At 63.4% G+C, this 15,414-nt stretch carries 10 protein-coding genes; 6 read left to right on the forward strand and 4 right to left on the reverse strand.

What is annotated here, in order from left to right:
* Positions 1-2: 2 nt before the first annotated feature.
* Positions 3-941: a tRNA pseudouridine(55) synthase TruB gene (gene truB / locus AWB80_RS35715; protein WP_061179350.1), complete on the forward strand. Its 939-nt coding sequence runs from the start codon at positions 3-5 to the stop codon at positions 939-941.
* A 56-nt stretch (positions 942-997) separates the two neighbouring features.
* Here truB and AWB80_RS35720 read toward each other — a convergent pair whose 3' ends face one another.
* The 4 genes from AWB80_RS35720 to AWB80_RS35735 form a co-directional block, all read right to left on the reverse strand.
* Entirely contained in the window at positions 998-2,557 is a 1,560-nt protein-coding gene (locus AWB80_RS35720; RefSeq protein WP_061179351.1) for a DHA2 family efflux MFS transporter permease subunit, read from the reverse strand.
* A gap of 13 nt (positions 2,558-2,570) precedes the next feature.
* Positions 2,571-3,821, reverse strand: coding sequence for an HlyD/EmrA/EmrK family protein (locus tag AWB80_RS35725; protein ID WP_061179352.1), 1,251 nt, complete (start codon positions 3,819-3,821; stop codon positions 2,571-2,573).
* 52 nt (positions 3,822-3,873) lie between these two features.
* On the reverse strand, positions 3,874-5,400 hold the full coding sequence (locus AWB80_RS35730; RefSeq protein WP_061179353.1) for an efflux transporter outer membrane subunit: 1,527 nt from the start codon (positions 5,398-5,400) through the stop codon (positions 3,874-3,876).
* Between the two features lie 75 nt (positions 5,401-5,475).
* Positions 5,476-5,991 (reverse strand): MarR family winged helix-turn-helix transcriptional regulator, encoded by a 516-nt coding sequence (locus AWB80_RS35735; RefSeq protein ID WP_061179354.1) that lies wholly within the window; start codon positions 5,989-5,991, stop codon positions 5,476-5,478.
* Between the two features lie 307 nt (positions 5,992-6,298).
* Between AWB80_RS35735 and typA the strand changes: the two genes are divergently transcribed.
* From typA to zapE, 5 genes are all read left to right on the forward strand, one after another.
* Entirely contained in the window at positions 6,299-8,125 is a 1,827-nt protein-coding gene (gene typA, locus AWB80_RS35740; protein ID WP_061179355.1) for a translational GTPase TypA, read from the forward strand.
* 320 nt (positions 8,126-8,445) lie between these two features.
* Positions 8,446-11,304: a 2-oxoglutarate dehydrogenase E1 component gene (locus AWB80_RS35745; RefSeq protein ID WP_061179356.1), complete on the forward strand. Its 2,859-nt coding sequence runs from the start codon at positions 8,446-8,448 to the stop codon at positions 11,302-11,304.
* 94 nt (positions 11,305-11,398) lie between these two features.
* A complete protein-coding gene (odhB, locus tag AWB80_RS35750; protein WP_061179357.1) occupies positions 11,399-12,697 on the forward strand; it encodes a 2-oxoglutarate dehydrogenase complex dihydrolipoyllysine-residue succinyltransferase in 1,299 nt (432 codons plus the stop codon).
* Positions 12,698-12,788: 91 nt separating this feature from the next.
* Positions 12,789-14,219 carry a dihydrolipoyl dehydrogenase gene (gene lpdA, locus AWB80_RS35755; RefSeq protein ID WP_061179358.1) on the forward strand — a complete coding sequence of 477 codons (1,431 nt, stop codon included), beginning with the start codon at positions 12,789-12,791 and terminating at the stop codon, positions 14,217-14,219.
* Between the two features lie 84 nt (positions 14,220-14,303).
* The gene (zapE, locus tag AWB80_RS35760) at positions 14,304-15,401 is read left to right on the forward strand and encodes a cell division protein ZapE (protein ID WP_061179359.1); all 1,098 of its coding nucleotides are present in this window, start codon (positions 14,304-14,306) and stop codon (positions 15,399-15,401) included.
* The last annotated feature ends 13 nt before the right edge of the window (positions 15,402-15,414 follow it).

Below are 15,414 nucleotides of genomic sequence, written 5' to 3' on the forward strand. Positions count from 1 at the left end.
CGATGGGCGGTCCGAAGAAAGAAGCGCGGCCGAAGATCCCGCGCCGCGCGCTGGATGGCGTGCTGCTGCTGGACAAGCCGCTCGGGCTGTCGAGCAACGATGCGCTGATCAAGGCGAAGCGGCTTTATCTGGCGAAGAAGGCGGGCCACACGGGCACGCTCGACCCGCTCGCGACAGGCTTGCTGCCGCTGTGTTTCGGCGAAGCGACGAAGTTTTCGCAGGATCTGCTCGACGCCGATAAATCCTACGAAGCGACGATGCGTCTGGGCGTACGCACGACGACCGGCGATGCCGAAGGCGAAGCCATCGACACACGCGATGTCACGTGCGACGAAGCGGCCGTTGCCGAAGCGCTGACGAAGTTCCTGGGCGACATCGTGCAGATCCCGCCGATGTATTCCGCGCTCAAACGCGATGGCAAGCCGCTCTACGAATACGCGCGCGCAGGGCAGACGGTGGAACGCGAAGGTCGCCCGGTGACGATTCACGCGTTGCAGTTGATCGCATGCGCATTGCCGCTCGTCACGTTTCGCGTGACGTGCAGCAAGGGCACGTATGTGCGCACGCTGGCCGAGGACATCGGCGAGATGCTGGGTTGCGGCGCGCATCTGACGGCGTTGCGGCGCACGGGCGTCGGCGCGTTGACGCTCGAACACGCGGTGACGCTCGATCAACTCGGCAGTCTGAGCGAAGCCGAGCGCGACGAACGCCTTCAGCCCGTCGATGCGCTCTTGTCCACTTTTCCCGCCGTGCAGTTGAACGACGAAGCGACGCGCCGCTTTCTGCATGGGCAGCGTCTGCGGCTCGCGGATATCGTGGAATCGCGTCTCGAAGCAGGCCGCGTGCGCGTCTATGCGCAAGAGGGCGGACGCCTGCTCGGCGTCGCGCGCGCGGGCGAGGGCGTACTCGCGCCCGAACGGCTGATCGTCACCGAGCAATGAAAAAGAGCCCGGTTTGATTCAACCGGGCTCTTGGCTTTTCGCAGGCGGCAAGTCGATCAATGCGCCGCCGATGCGGCCGCCGCCGAATCTCCGCCGCCCGAACGTTCCGGCCGCGTGATCCAGATCAGCACGATCAGCGCGACGAAAATCCCCGCCGAGATATAGAACATGTCGTTCACGCCGAGCTGCGCGGCCTGCTGCGTGGCCATGCTGTTGTAGAGGCCGACGGTCTGCTCTTGCGAGAAGCCGAGCGCGTGCATCTGCTGCATCGAGTTGGCGAACACCGGGTTATACGAATTCGCGCCTTCGACCAGTTGCGCGTGATGCACGATCGACCGATGCTCCCACGCCGTCGAGAAGATCGACGTGCCGATACCGCCGCACATGATCCGCACGAAGTTCGACAAGCCCGAGGCCGCCGGAATCCGATGTCCCGGCAAGCCCGACAGCGTGATCGACACGAGCGGAATGAAGAAGCCCGCCATGCCGATGCCCTGAATCACGGTCGGCACCGTGAGCGCCCAGGTATCGACGCCGGTGGTATAGCGCGAGCGCATCCAGAAGCACAGCGCGAACACGAGAAACGCCGCAGTCGCGATGTAGCGCGGATCGGTGCGCGGCAGGAACTTGCCGGTGATCGGCGAGAGCAGGATCGCGAACAGCCCGACCGGCGCCATCACGAGACCGGCGTTCGTCGCCGTATAGCCGATGTCGGTCTGCAGCCACAGCGGCAACAGCACGAGATTGCCGAAGTAGAGCCCGTAGCCGATCGACAGCGCGATCGTGCCGCCCGTGAAATTGCGCAGCTCGAACAGCGACAGATCGACGACCGGATGCTCCGCCGTCAGCTCCCACACGATGAAGAACGCGAACGAGATCACCGCGATCAGCGCGAGCACGACGATCGTCGTCGAGTTGAACCAGTCGAGATCCTTGCCCTTGTCGAGCATGATCTGCAGCGAGCCGACCCAGACGACGAGCAGCCCGAGCCCGACGGTATCGATCGGCGCCTTGCGGATCGCCGAGTCGCGGTCGCGGAAGATGGCGAACGTGGCGAGCGCCGCCGCGATGCCGACCGGAATGTTCACGTAGAAAATCCACGGCCACGAGATGTTGTCGGAGATCCAGCCGCCGAGCACCGGGCCCGCGACCGGCGCGATGAGCGTGGTCATCGACCACATCGAGAGCGCCATCGGCGCCTTTTCGCGTGGATAGCTCGCGAGCAGCAGTGTTTGCGACAGCGGGATCATCGGGCCGGCGACCGCGCCCTGCAGCACGCGCGCGGCGAGCAGGAACGGCAGCGTCGGCGCGAGGCCGCAGAGCCACGACGCGAGCACGAACAGGATGATCGAGCCGAGAAAGAGTCGCACCTGGCCGACGCGCTGCGTGAGCCAGCCGGTGAGCGGCACCGAGATCGCGTTGGCGACCGCGAACGACGTGATGACCCACGTGCCCTGATCCGACGACACGCCGAGGTCGCCGGAGATCGACGGAATCGAGACGTTCGCGATCGACGTGTCGAGCACGTTCATGAACACCGCGAGCGACACGGCGATCGTCCCGATGACGAGCTTTCCGCCCGACAGCGGCGGATGGACGACGTTTTGCGAAGACATGTGGCGAATCCGCTTACATCAGCTTCGCGGCCGATGCGGACTTCGTCGCACGGCCGTGTGCAGACGACGTGCTCGACGCCGGCGCGCCCGCGCCCGTGCCCGCGTTCTGCTGGATGATGCGCGCGATTTCCTGATCGGCCTGCGCGCCGTAGTTGTCGAACACATTGGTCTGATAGACCGTGTTCTGCGCGTTGCCGAGCTGGCCGCCGCCTTCGTCCTTGATCGTCACGTCGGCGTTCATCGACAGACCGATACGCAGCGGATGCTGTTCCAGTTCCTTCGGATCGAGCTGGATACGCACCGGCAGGCGCTGCACGACCTTGATCCAGTTGCCCGTCGCGTTCTGCGCGGGCAGCAGCGAGAACGCCGAGCCCGTACCGGCCGAGAAACCGATGACCTTGCCGTGATACACGACGCTCGAACCGTACAGATCGGCCGTCAGCTCGACCGGCTGGCCGATGCGCATATGCTTGAGTTGGACTTCCTTGAAGTTCGCGTCGACCCAGACGGCGTTGAGCGGCACGATCGCCATCAGCGGATTGCCCGGCGACACGCGCTGGCCGACCTGCACCGAGCGCTTGGCGACATAACCCGTCACCGGCGCCGGCAGCGTGTTGCGCGCGTAGTTGATGTACGAATCGCGCACCTTCGCGGCGGCCGCCAGCACGTTCGGGTGATCGGCGATCGTCGTGTTGGCGGTGAGCGAGCGGTTCGACGCGAGTTCCTGCTCGGCGGCGTCGAGTGCGGCCTGCGCGCCGCGCACCGCGTCGCGCGCATGCGAGATTTCTTCCTGCGACACCGCGCCGGTTTGCGCGACCGTCATGCGGCGCTTCAGATCGTCCTGCGCGCGCGACAGGTCCGAGCGGCGCAGCGCGATCTGCGCTTCGTACTGGTTGTTGTTCACGAAGAACGTGCGCACCTGACGCACGGTCTGGGCGAGATTCGCTTCGGCCTGATCGAGCGCGACCTTCGAATCGGCCGGATCGAGCACGACGAGCGGATCGCCGACCTTCACGGTCTGCGTGTCGTCGGCGTTCACGGAGATGACCGTGCCGACGACCTGCGGCGTGATCTGCACGACATTGCCGTTCACGTAGGCGTCGTCGGTGGCTTCGTGGAAGCGCGCGACGAGGAAGTAGTACAGCCCGTACGCGACGGCGGCGATGACGATGACGAGCACGATCAGCGTCATCAGCCGGCGGCGTTTGCCGTTGCTCTGCTTCGGCGCGGGCGCGGCGGCGGCGGTTTGTTGAGGGTCGCTCATGAAAGACTCCGAATATTCCGTTTTGGTCTTGATGCGTATTCTTGTGCGCGGCTTATTTCGCCGGCGCGGCCTGATTGGCCGGCTGCGCGCTCGCCTGTTGCTGCCCGCTGCCGTCGACCGCGAGATTCGTGCTCGTCGCGTCGAAGCCGCCGCCGAGCGATTTGATCAGCGCGATTTGCAGATCGGTGCGCTTCAGGCGCAGATTCGTCACGGTCTGCTCGTTGGCGAGGCGGTTTTCGTCGGCGTTGAGCACCTGCAATTGCGGCGACAGCCCGGCCTTGTAGCGGATCACCGCGAGCTGATACGCGCTCGACGCCGCCGTGAGGGCGCGCTGGGCGTCGGCCATCTGCTTGTCGAGCGAGCGGATCGCGGAAATATTGGTCGCGACGTCGCTCAGTGCATTGATGAGCGTCTGATTGTAGTTCGCCACATCGCCTTCGAAATCGGCGTAACGGCCCTTCAACTGGGCGCGCAAGGCGCCTGCGTCGAAGATCGGCAGATGCACGGCCGGCCCGATCTGGATCTGCCGGCTGCTCGCCTGCAGGAAGCGGCTCCAGCCGAACGCGTCGAAGCCGAAGGCCGCCGCGAGGTTGATGTCCGGGAAGAACTCGGCCTTCGCTTCCTTGATGTTGTGCGTCGCGGCTTCGACCTGCCAGCGCGCGGCGACGATATCCGGGCGGCGCGCGACGAGATCGGCGGGCACGTTGTCGGGCAGCGTCACGCTGACGTCCGGCTTGATCACGGGCTTCGCGATCTGCAGACCGCGGTCCGGGCCCTTGCCGAGCAGCGCGGCGAGCTGATAGCGGACGGTTTCGATCTGTCCGTCGAGTTCGGTCGAGTTCGTCTGGCTCGTCGCGACATTGCCTTCCGCCGTGCGCCGCTCGACGTTGGTGTCGAGGCCGGCGGCGACGCGTCCGTTCGTGATGCGCCCGACGTCCTGCCGGTTCGCGATCTCGCGCTGGGAGACTTCACGCAGCGCATAGAGCAGCGCGAGCTGGTTGTAGGTGCGCGCAACCGACGTTGCGAGCGAGACGCGCGCCTGCTGCATGTCGGCTTCGGCGGCCTTCTGCTGCGACACCGCCATGTTGAGCCGCGAACGATTCTTGCCCCACAGATCCAGTTCCCACGACGCGCTCGCGAGCGCGTTGTTCTCGCTGAACCAGGTGCCGCCATACGGCGGCGGGAAGAGGGCGTTGGCCGAATACAGTTCGCGGGTCCACGAATACGACCCGTTGACCTTCGGATAAAGCGCCGAGCGCGACGTCTCGATATACGACGACGCCTTCGCGATGCGCGCCTGCGCCTGCGCGATGGACGGATTGTCGGCGAGCGCCTCGTCGATCAGTTGCGGCAGTTGCGGATCGCCGAACTGCTTCGCCCAGTCGAGCGCAGGCCACTGGCCGCCCTGGCCCTGCACGCTTTGCGTGGCCTCGAAGTTGTCGGGCGCGGCAATCTGCTTGTCGCTCGAAATGCCCGCGTAGTTCGCACAACCGGCGAGCGCGAGCGCGGCCACCGCAACGGCGACTGCGCTCTTCACACGGCTTTCGCCGCGAAACGCGGACAGGGAGAGGTGTTTCATATCTCGTCTCTTGAGAAGAGAATTAAAGATGGACGCTGCAATCAATTTGTAGGCTTGCGATGACCAATTTGCTTGTCATCGCAATGACGTACCAGGCTTATCATTGCCGGCGAGCAGAGACGCCATGGACGGATCGCAGGAATTCGCGAGAATCCGCCGCAGCATGCTCTTCAGAAAGCCCACTTCCTCGGGCGTGAAGCCCGCGAGCAGGTTGTCCAGAACGCGCGTGAAAATAGCGGGAATCTTCTCGGCGATCGCCTGACCTTCGTCGGTGAGCGCGAGACGCACCACGCGCCGGTCTTCCTCGCTGCGCACGCGCGAGAGCAGGCCACGCTTCTCCAGCCGGTCGATGAGGCGCGTCACCGCGCTCGCATCGATGCCGTATTCGCGGGCGATATCCGCCGCCGTCAGGCACTTGCCGACCGCCAGCATGAACAGAATGCTGGCCTGCGTGCTCGTGATGCCCAGTTCGGAAGTCGTGTGCTGGGTGACCATGTTCCACATGGTCGAGCGCACCCGGCTCATCAGGTAGCCGACGCTCTCGGCGAGCACATAGTCGCCGATCGCCGCGGATTTGGGAGCGTCGCTCATGGAAATATTTATGCGATTGCAATAGTTGACTAGGCAGGATTATAGGTGTGCGTTACGGACGCTGCAAGGATCTTTTCTGAAACCGCTTAACAATTCGCCGGGCGACGCCACGCCACGCTTAGCTGGCCCGATTTACGGGTTGCGTCCTATTGCGAGGAAAGGACATCCGTGCGTGCTATAATTTACGGTTCTCACCGCGCCGGGCCCGCGTAGTCATGCTTGCATGACGGTTTCAAGGGGGGCTTGCCGAGCCATGAAGTCTCGCTGAAGAGGCTGCTCCGACGGCGCACAACCAAGACATCTCTATATGACTCGCGCCCTCCGCAATATCGCCATCATTGCCCACGTCGACCACGGCAAGACCACGCTCGTCGACCAGTTGCTCCGCCAGTCGGGCACGTTCCGGGAAAACCAGCAGGTCGCCGAGCGGGTCATGGACTCGAACGACATCGAAAAGGAACGTGGCATCACGATCCTGGCGAAGAACTGCGCCGTCGAATACGAAGGCACGCACATCAATATCGTCGATACGCCGGGACACGCGGACTTCGGCGGTGAAGTGGAGCGCGTGCTGTCGATGGTCGACTCCGTGCTGCTGCTCGTGGACGCCGTCGAAGGCCCGATGCCGCAAACGCGCTTCGTCACGAAGAAGGCGCTCGCGCTCGGTCTCAAGCCGATCGTCGTCATCAACAAGGTGGACCGTCCGGGCGCGCGCATCGACTGGGTGATCAACCAGACCTTCGATCTGTTCGACAAGCTCGGCGCGACCGAAGAGCAGCTCGACTTCCCGATCGTCTATGCGTCGGGTCTGAACGGCTACGCCGGTCTCGAACCCGAAGTGCGCGAAGGCACGATGCGCCCGCTCTTCGAAGCCATTCTCGAACACGTGCCGGTGCGCCCGGCCGATCCGGACGGTCCCCTGCAACTGCAGATCACGTCGCTCGACTACAACTCGTATGTCGGCCGTATCGGTGTGGGCCGCGTCGCGCGCGGTCGCATTCGCCCCGGCATGCAGGTCGCGGTGCGCTCGGGTCCGGACGGCGCGATCATCAATCGCAAGATCAATCAGGTGCTGTCGTTCCACGGCCTCGAGCGCGTGCAGGTCGAAGAAGCGCAAGCGGGCGATATCGTGCTCATCAACGGTATCGAGGAAATCGGTATCGGCGTGACGATCTGCTCGCCGGACAATCCCGAAGCGCTGCCGATGATCACCGTCGACGAACCGACGCTCACGATGAACTTCCTCGTGAACTCGTCGCCGCTCGCGGGCAAGGAAGGCAAGTTCGTGACGAGCCGCCAGATTCGCGATCGCCTCACGAAGGAACTGAACCACAACGTGGCGCTGCGCGTGAAAGACACCGGCGACGAAACCACGTTCGAAGTGTCGGGCCGGGGTGAATTGCATCTGACGATTCTCGTCGAAAACATGCGCCGTGAAGGTTACGAACTCGCGGTGTCGCGTCCGCGCGTGGTGCTGCAGGAAATCGACGGCGTGAAGTGCGAGCCGTATGAAAACCTGACGGTCGATATCGAAGACCAGCATCAGGGCGGCGTGATGGAAGAACTCGGCCGCCGCAAGGGCGAAATGCTCGACATGACGTCGGACGGCCGTGGCCGCACGCGTCTCGAGTACAAGATTTCGGCGCGCGGCCTGATCGGCTTCCAGGGCGAGTTTCTGACGCTCACGCGCGGCACGGGCCTGATGAGCCACACGTTCGATTCGTATGCGCCGGTGAAGGAAGGTTCGATCGGCGAGCGTCGCAACGGCGTGCTGATCTCGCAGGACGATGGCGGTGCCGTGGCGTATGCGCTGTGGAAGCTGCAGGATCGCGGCCGCATGTTCGTGTCGCCGGGCGACGCGCTCTATGAAGGCATGATCATCGGCATTCACAGCCGCGACAACGACCTCGTCGTGAACCCGATCAAGGGCAAGCAGCTGACTAACGTGCGCGCGTCGGGCACCGACGAAGCCGTGCGCCTCGTGCCGCCGATCCAGCTCTCGCTCGAATACGCGGTCGAGTTCATCGACGACGACGAACTCGTCGAAGTCACGCCGCAGTCCATCCGTCTGCGCAAGCGTCATCTGAAGGAACACGAGCGTCGCCGCGCGAGCCGCGAAGCCAACGCCGAGTAAGTATCCGGAATCGGTTCGCATCGCCAGAACAAAAGCCGCCTTCGGGCGGCTTTTGTCTTTGTGCGAAGCCGTGGATGAGACCCTTGCGTATCTCACAAAGGCCCGCACATGCTTGTTGCGCAAAGGATGACGAGGGCAGGGCACATGCGGCGTTCCGTCATATGACTATTCGTTCTGTGCTATGCTTCTCGGATTAGCTGTCGCTATTAGGTCCTTCCAAGCAGACTTGATTCGCGCAATCCGCTAAACGGTCAGGCCGTGGCGCGGAAGGTTTCGTAACCCGCACTTCCTCGAGAAACTCGAAGAAAGGTGAGCGTAAAATGATGAAGCAATTCCAGTCGAACTCTTATCTGTTCGGCGGTAATGCTCCGTACGTCGAAGAGTTGTACGAGCAATATCTCGATAATCCCGCGTCAGTGCCCGAGACCTGGCGCGCCTATTTCGACGCGTTGCAGAACGTGCCCGCATCCGACGGCACGGCTCACAACGACGTGGCCCACGGCCCCATCGTCGAATCTTTCGCCCAGCGCGCGAAGGCGAACGCCTTTCTGCCGCGTGAAAGCACGGGCGACCTCACCACCGCGCGCAAGCAGGTCTACGTTCAATCGCTGATTGGCGCGTATCGATTCCTCGGCACGCAGTGGGCGAACCTCGACCCGCTCAAGCGCCGCGAGCGTCCCGCGATTCCCGAACTCGAACCCGGTTTCTACGACTTCACCGAAGCCGACATGGACCAGGTGTTCAACGCGAACAACCTGTACTTCGGTTTCGAGCAGGCGTCGCTGCGCGACATCGTCAAGGCGCTGCGCGACACGTACTGCGGCACGATCGGCGCCGAGTTCATGTACATCAGCGATCCCGAGCAGAAGCGCTGGTGGAAGGAGAAGCTCGAGTCGATCCGCTCGACGCCGAACTTCTCGAACGAAAAGAAAAAGCACATCCTGAATCGCCTGACGGCCGCCGAAGGCCTCGAGCGTTTCCTGCACACCAAGTACGTCGGCCAGAAGCGTTTCTCGCTGGAAGGCGGCGAGAGCTTCATCGCGTCGATGGACGAAGTCGTCCGTCACGGCGGCGCGAGCGGCGTGCAGGAAATCGTCATCGGCATGGCGCACCGAGGGCGTCTCAACGTGCTGGTCAATACGCTCGGCAAGATGCCGGCGGACCTCTTCGCCGAATTCGAAGGCAAGCACGTCGATGACCTGCCGGCCGGCGACGTGAAGTATCACAAGGGCTTCTCGTCGGACGTCTCGACCGAAGGCGGCCCGGTTCACCTGTCGCTCGCGTTCAACCCGTCGCACCTGGAAATCGTCAATCCGGTGGTCGAAGGCTCGGCCAAGGCGCGTATGGATCGCCGCGGCGACGAAGAAGGCCTGCAAGTGCTGCCGGTGCAAGTGCACGGCGACGCGGCCTTCGCGGGCCAGGGCGTCGTGATGGAAACGCTGAACCTCGCGCAGACGCGCGGTTACGGCACGCACGGCACGCTGCATATCGTCATCAACAACCAGATCGGCTTCACGACGTCGGACCCGCGCGATGCGCGCTCGACGCTGTACTGCTCGGACGTCGTCAAGATGATCGAGGCGCCGGTGCTGCACGTGAACGGCGACGATCCCGAAGCCGTCGTGCTCGCGACGCAACTCGCAATCGACTTCCGCATGAAGTTCCACAAGGACGTGGTCGTCGACATCATCTGCTTCCGCAAGCTCGGCCACAACGAGCAAGACACGCCGGCCGTCACGCAGCCGCTGATGTACAAGACCATCGCGAAGCACCCGGGCACGCGCGCCGTCTACGCTGAGAGGCTCGTGCAGCAAGGCGTGATCACGGCGGAAGACGCGGACAACTTCGTCAAGGAATATCGCCAGGCGATGGACGAAGGCCACCACACGATCGATCCGGTGCTCTCGAACTACAAGAGCAAGTACGCGGTCGACTGGGTGCCGTTCCTGAACCGCAAGTGGACCGACGCGGCTGACACGGCGGTTCCGCTCGCCGAACTCAAGCGTCTCGCCGAGCGCCTCACGACGATTCCCGAGAACTTCAAGGTTCATCCGCTCGTCGAGCGCGTGATCAACGACCGCCGCGCGATGGGTCTGGGCGAATCCAAGCTCGACTGGGGCATGGGCGAGCACCTCGCGTTCGCATCGCTGGTGGCGTCGGGCTACGCCGTGCGTCTGACCGGTCAGGATTCGGGCCGCGGCACGTTCACGCACCGCCACGCCGTTCTGCACGATCAGAACCGCGAGCGCTGGAACGACGGCACCTACATTCCGCTGCAGAACATCGCGGAAGGCCAGGCCAAGTTCACGGTGATCGACTCCGTGCTGTCGGAAGAAGCGGTGCTCGGTTTCGAGTACGGCTATTCGACGGCCGAGCCGAATACGTTCGTCGCGTGGGAAGCGCAGTTCGGCGACTTCGTGAACGGCGCGCAGGTCGTGATCGACCAGTTCATTTCGTCGGGCGAAGTGAAATGGGGCCGCGTCTCCGGTCTCACGATGATGCTGCCGCACGGCTACGAAGGCCAGGGTCCGGAGCACTCGTCGGCGCGCATCGAGCGTTTCCTGCAACTGTGCGCGGACCACAACATGCAAGTGGTCCAGCCGACCACGCCGGCGCAGATCTTCCATCTGTTGCGCCGTCAGATGATCCGCCTGTTCCGCAAGCCGCTGATCATCGCCACGCCGAAGTCGCTGCTGCGTCACAAGGAAGCCGTGTCGGATCTGTCGGAACTGGCGAAGGGCTCGTTCCAGCCGGTCATCGGCGAAGTCGATGAAGCGATCGAGCCGAAGAAGGTCAAGCGCGTGATCGTGTGTTCGGGCCGCGTGTATTACGACATCGTCGCGCATCGCCGCGAAGCGAAGAGCAACGACGTCGCCATCGTGCGTATCGAGCAGTTGTATCCGTTCGCGCACAAGCAGTTCGACGCGGAAATCAAGAGGTTCGAAAACGCGACCGAAGTGGTCTGGGTGCAGGACGAGCCGCAGAATCAGGGCGCCTGGTTCTATGTGGAGCACCATCTGCGCGAAGGCATGCGCGAAGGCATGAAGCTGGCCTACAGCGGCCGTCCGGCTTCGGCATCGCCGGCGGTCGGCTACTACGCGAAGCACTACGAGCAGCAGAAGGCGCTCGTGGAAGGCGCGTTCGGCCGCCTGAAAGGCGCGCAAGTCATCGCGAAGTAAGCATTGCTCGATGGGACCGGCTCAGCCGCTTGCGTAACGGCGGCTCCCCGGTCTCTCGCTCGAACACACAGACACGCATTAGGACAATACAGAAATGGCTATCGTAGAAGTCAAGGTTCCCCAGCTTTCCGAGTCGGTCTCGGAAGCGACCATGCTGCAATGGAAGAAGAAGCCGGGCGAGGCTGTCGCCCAGGACGAAATCCTGATTGAGATCGAGACCGACAAGGTCGTGCTCGAAGTGCCCGCGCCCTCCGCTGGCGTGCTGGCGCAAGTCATCAAGCACGACGGCGATATCGTCACCGCCGACGAGCTCATCGCGAAGATCGACACCGAAGCGAAAGCGGGCGAAGCGCCCGCCGCCGTCGCCGCTGCGGGCGACGCCGAAGTGAAACCCGCGCCGGTCGCGGAAACGACTGCCGCCGCTGCTCCGGCTGCTGCGCAAGCGTCGACGGGTGGCGCAGCATCGCCGGCCGCGACGAAGATTCTGGCCGAGAAGGGCGTGTCGGCGGATCAGGTTTCGGGTTCGGGCCGCGACGGCCGCATCACGAAGGGCGACGCGCTCGCCGCTTCGGCATCGGCTCCGGCGCCTGCCAAGGCTGCTGCACCGGCTCCGGCCGCCGCGCCCGCGCGCGCCGCGAAGCCCGCGCTGCCGCAAGTCAGCGCGCCGGCATCGGCTGATCAGTGGCTGAAGGATCGCCCGGAACAGCGCGTGCCGATGTCGCGTCTGCGTGCGCGTATCGCCGAGCGTCTGCTCGAATCGCAGCAAACCAACGCCATCCTGACGACGTTCAACGAAGTCAACATGGCGCCGGTCATGGATCTGCGCAACAAGTACAAGGACCGCTTCGAGAAGGAACACGGCGTGAAGCTCGGCTTCATGTCGTTCTTCGTGAAGGCGGCTGTCCACGCGCTGAAGAAATTCCCGCTCGTGAACGCGTCGATCGACGGTAACGACATCGTCTATCACGGCTACTTCGACATCGGTATCGCGGTCGGTTCGCCGCGCGGTCTGGTCGTGCCGATCCTGCGCAACGCGGATCAGATGAGCCTCGCCGACATCGAAAAGAAGATCGCCGAATTCGGCCAGAAGGCGAAGGACGGCAAGCTGTCGATCGAAGACATGACCGGCGGCACGTTCTCCATCTCGAACGGCGGCGTGTTCGGCTCGATGCTGTCGACGCCGATCATCAACCCGCCGCAGTCCGCGATTCTCGGCGTGCATGCGACGAAGGAACGCGCGGTCGTCGAGAACGGCCAGATCGTGATCCGTCCGATGAACTACCTTGCGCTGTCGTACGACCACCGCATCATCGACGGCCGCGAAGCCGTGCTGTCGCTGGTCGCGATGAAGGACGCGCTGGAAGATCCGGCCCGTCTGCTGCTGGACCTGTAAGAAAAGCAATTCGCCTCGGTGCGCGCGATAGGCTCGCGCGCACCGCACGAGGCTGCTCCGCATGAGCGGAGATAGACCCCAAAGGAAAGTCATGTCCAAGGAATTTGATGTCGTCGTGATCGGCGCGGGCCCGGGCGGTTATATCGCGGCGATTCGCGCAGCGCAGCTCGGCAAGACGGTTGCGTGTATCGAGAAGTGGAAGAACCCGGCCGGCGCGTTGAAGCTCGGCGGCACGTGCCTGAACGTGGGCTGCATTCCGTCGAAGGCGCTGCTCGCGTCGTCGGAAGAATTCGAAAATGCGTCGAAGCATCTGGCCGACCACGGCATCAGCGCGTCGGATGTGAAGCTCGATGTGTCGAAGATGCTGGCTCGCAAGGACGGCATCGTCGAGAAGATGACGAAGGGCATCGAGTTTCTGTTCCGCAAGAACAAGATCACGTGGCTCAAGGGCCACGGCAAGTTCACCGGCAAGAACGGCGCGGGCGTGCAGATCGAAGTGTCGGGCGAAGGCGAAACCGAAGTCGTCACGGCGAAGAACGTGATCATCGCGACGGGCTCGAAGGCGCGTCATCTGCCGAACATTCCGGTCGACAACAAGATCGTTGCGGACAACGAAGGCGCGCTGTCGTTCGAAGCCGTGCCGAAGAAGCTCGCCGTGATCGGCGCGGGCGTGATCGGTCTGGAACTCGGCTCGGTGTGGCGTCGTCTGGGCGCGGAAGTGACCGTGCTCGAAGCGCTGCCGCAATTCCTCGGCGCGGCGGATGAGTCGCTCGCGAAGGAAGCCGCGAAGCAGTTCAAGAAGCAAGGTCTGGACATTCACCTCGGCGTGAAGATCGGCGAAGTGAAGACGTCGGACGAAGGCGTGTCGATCGCTTATACGGACAGCACGGGCAACGCGCAGACGCTGGAAGCGGATCGCCTGATCGTGTCGATCGGCCGCGTGCCGAACACCGACAACCTCGGCCTGGAAAGCATCGGCCTGAAGGCCAACGAGCGCGGTTTCATCGACGTCGACGACCATTGCGCGACGAGCGTGCCGAACGTGTACGCAATCGGCGACGTCGTTCGCGGCCCGATGCTCGCGCACAAGGCGGAAGACGAAGGCGTGGCGGTGGCTGAGATCATCGACGGTCAGAAGCCGCACATCGACTACAACTGCGTGCCGTGGGTCATCTACACGGAACCGGAAATCGCGTGGGTCGGCAAGACCGAACAGCAGCTCAAGGCCGAGGGCCGCGAGATCAAGACCGGCCAGTTCCCGATGATGGCCAACGGCCGCGCGCTGGGTATCGGCAAGGCAGAAGGCTTCGTCAAGATGATCGCCGACGCGAAGACCGACGAAATCCTCGGCGTGCACGTGATCGCGGCGGACGCATCGGATCTGATCGCGGAAGCGGTTGTTGCGATGGAGTTCAAGGCGGCGTCGGAAGATATCGGCCGCATTTGCCATCCGCATCCGTCGCTGTCGGAAGTGATGCGTGAAGCGGCGCTCGCCGTCGACAAGCGCGCGCTGAATATGTAAGAAGCTCGGCTTCGGGCAGTAAGGCATCGCACACGAAGGCGAGCGGATCAAACCGCTCGCCTTCGTCACTTCATACGGCAGAAGATGAACGTCACCGAATACTACGAAAACGAACTGCGCACGCGGGGTTATCAATCGGACGAGGCGCAGCTCGCGGCGGTCGCGCGCCTGCAGCGCTGCTATGAGGAATGGGTCGCGTACAAGGCGCGCCGCTCCAATGCGCTGAAGAAGTTTCTCGTACGTCCGGACTTGCCGCGCGGTGTCTACATGTGGGGCGGCGTCGGGCGCGGCAAGAGCTTTCTGATGGACAGCTTCTACGCGATCGTGCCCGTGCAGCGCAAGACGCGCCTGCATTTTCACGAGTTCATGCGCGAAGTGCATCGCGAGCTGGAAGAGCTGAAGGGCCAAGCCGATCCGCTCGACGAACTCGCCAAACGCATCGCCAAACGCTTCCGGCTGATCTGTTTCGACGAGTTCCACGTCTCCGATATCGCCGATGCGATGATTCTCTATCGCCTGCTCGACCGGCTTTTCAAGAACGGCGTGCAGTTCGTGATGACGTCCAATTACCAGCCGGACACGCTCTATCCGGAAGGGCTGCATCGCGATCGTCTGCTGCCCGCGATCGAGCTCATCAAGCAGCATCTCGACGTGCTCAACGTCGATTCCGGCACCGACTATCGCAAGCGCACGCTGTCGCAGGTGAAGGCTTACCACACGCCGCTCGGCGCAGCCGCCGACAAGGCCTTGCGCGCGGATTACGCGAAGCTCGCCGCCGTGCCGGACGAAAGCCCGATCCTGCATATCGAAAAGCGCGAGATCAAGGCGTTGCGCCGTGCCGACGGCGTGGTGTGGTTCGACTTCGCCACGCTGTGCGGCGGCCCGCGCTCGCAGAACGACTATCTCGAACTGGCGAACCGCTTTCACGCGGTGATCCTGTCCGACGTGCCGCAGATGACGCCGCGCATGGCGTCCGAGGCGCGCCGCTTCACCTGGCTCATCGACGTGTTCTACGACCATAAGGTCAAGCTGCTGATGTCGGCGGCCGTGCCTGCGGAGGAGCTGTACGTCGAAGGGCCGATGGCCAACGAGTTCGCGCGCACTGTTTCGCGGATCGTCGAGATGCAGTCCAAGGAGTATCTGGAAGCGCCACGGCGCGTCACGGATATTTCGCTGACCTAATACGAGAATCAAA

Source organism: Caballeronia pedi, from assembly GCF_001544915.2.
In the GTDB taxonomy this organism is placed as follows: Bacteria; Pseudomonadota; Gammaproteobacteria; order Burkholderiales; family Burkholderiaceae; genus Caballeronia; species Caballeronia pedi.

Excerpts from the sequence above, each read along its gene's own strand:
- truB (WP_061179350.1), top strand. The coding sequence starts at position 3 with ATGGGCGGTCCGAAGAAAGAAGCGCGGCCGAAGATCCCGCGCCGCGCG.
- AWB80_RS35720 (WP_061179351.1), bottom strand. The coding sequence starts at position 2,557 with ATGTCTTCGCAAAACGTCGTCCATCCGCCGCTGTCGGGCGGAAAGCTC.
- AWB80_RS35725 (WP_061179352.1), bottom strand. The coding sequence starts at position 3,821 with ATGAGCGACCCTCAACAAACCGCCGCCGCCGCGCCCGCGCCGAAGCAG.
- AWB80_RS35730 (WP_061179353.1), bottom strand. The coding sequence starts at position 5,400 with ATGAAACACCTCTCCCTGTCCGCGTTTCGCGGCGAAAGCCGTGTGAAG.
- AWB80_RS35735 (WP_061179354.1), bottom strand. The coding sequence starts at position 5,991 with ATGAGCGACGCTCCCAAATCCGCGGCGATCGGCGACTATGTGCTCGCC.
- typA (WP_061179355.1), top strand. The coding sequence starts at position 6,299 with ATGACTCGCGCCCTCCGCAATATCGCCATCATTGCCCACGTCGACCAC.
- AWB80_RS35745 (WP_061179356.1), top strand. The coding sequence starts at position 8,446 with ATGATGAAGCAATTCCAGTCGAACTCTTATCTGTTCGGCGGTAATGCT.
- odhB (WP_061179357.1), top strand. The coding sequence starts at position 11,399 with ATGGCTATCGTAGAAGTCAAGGTTCCCCAGCTTTCCGAGTCGGTCTCG.
- lpdA (WP_061179358.1), top strand. The coding sequence starts at position 12,789 with ATGTCCAAGGAATTTGATGTCGTCGTGATCGGCGCGGGCCCGGGCGGT.
- zapE (WP_061179359.1), top strand. The coding sequence starts at position 14,304 with ATGAACGTCACCGAATACTACGAAAACGAACTGCGCACGCGGGGTTAT.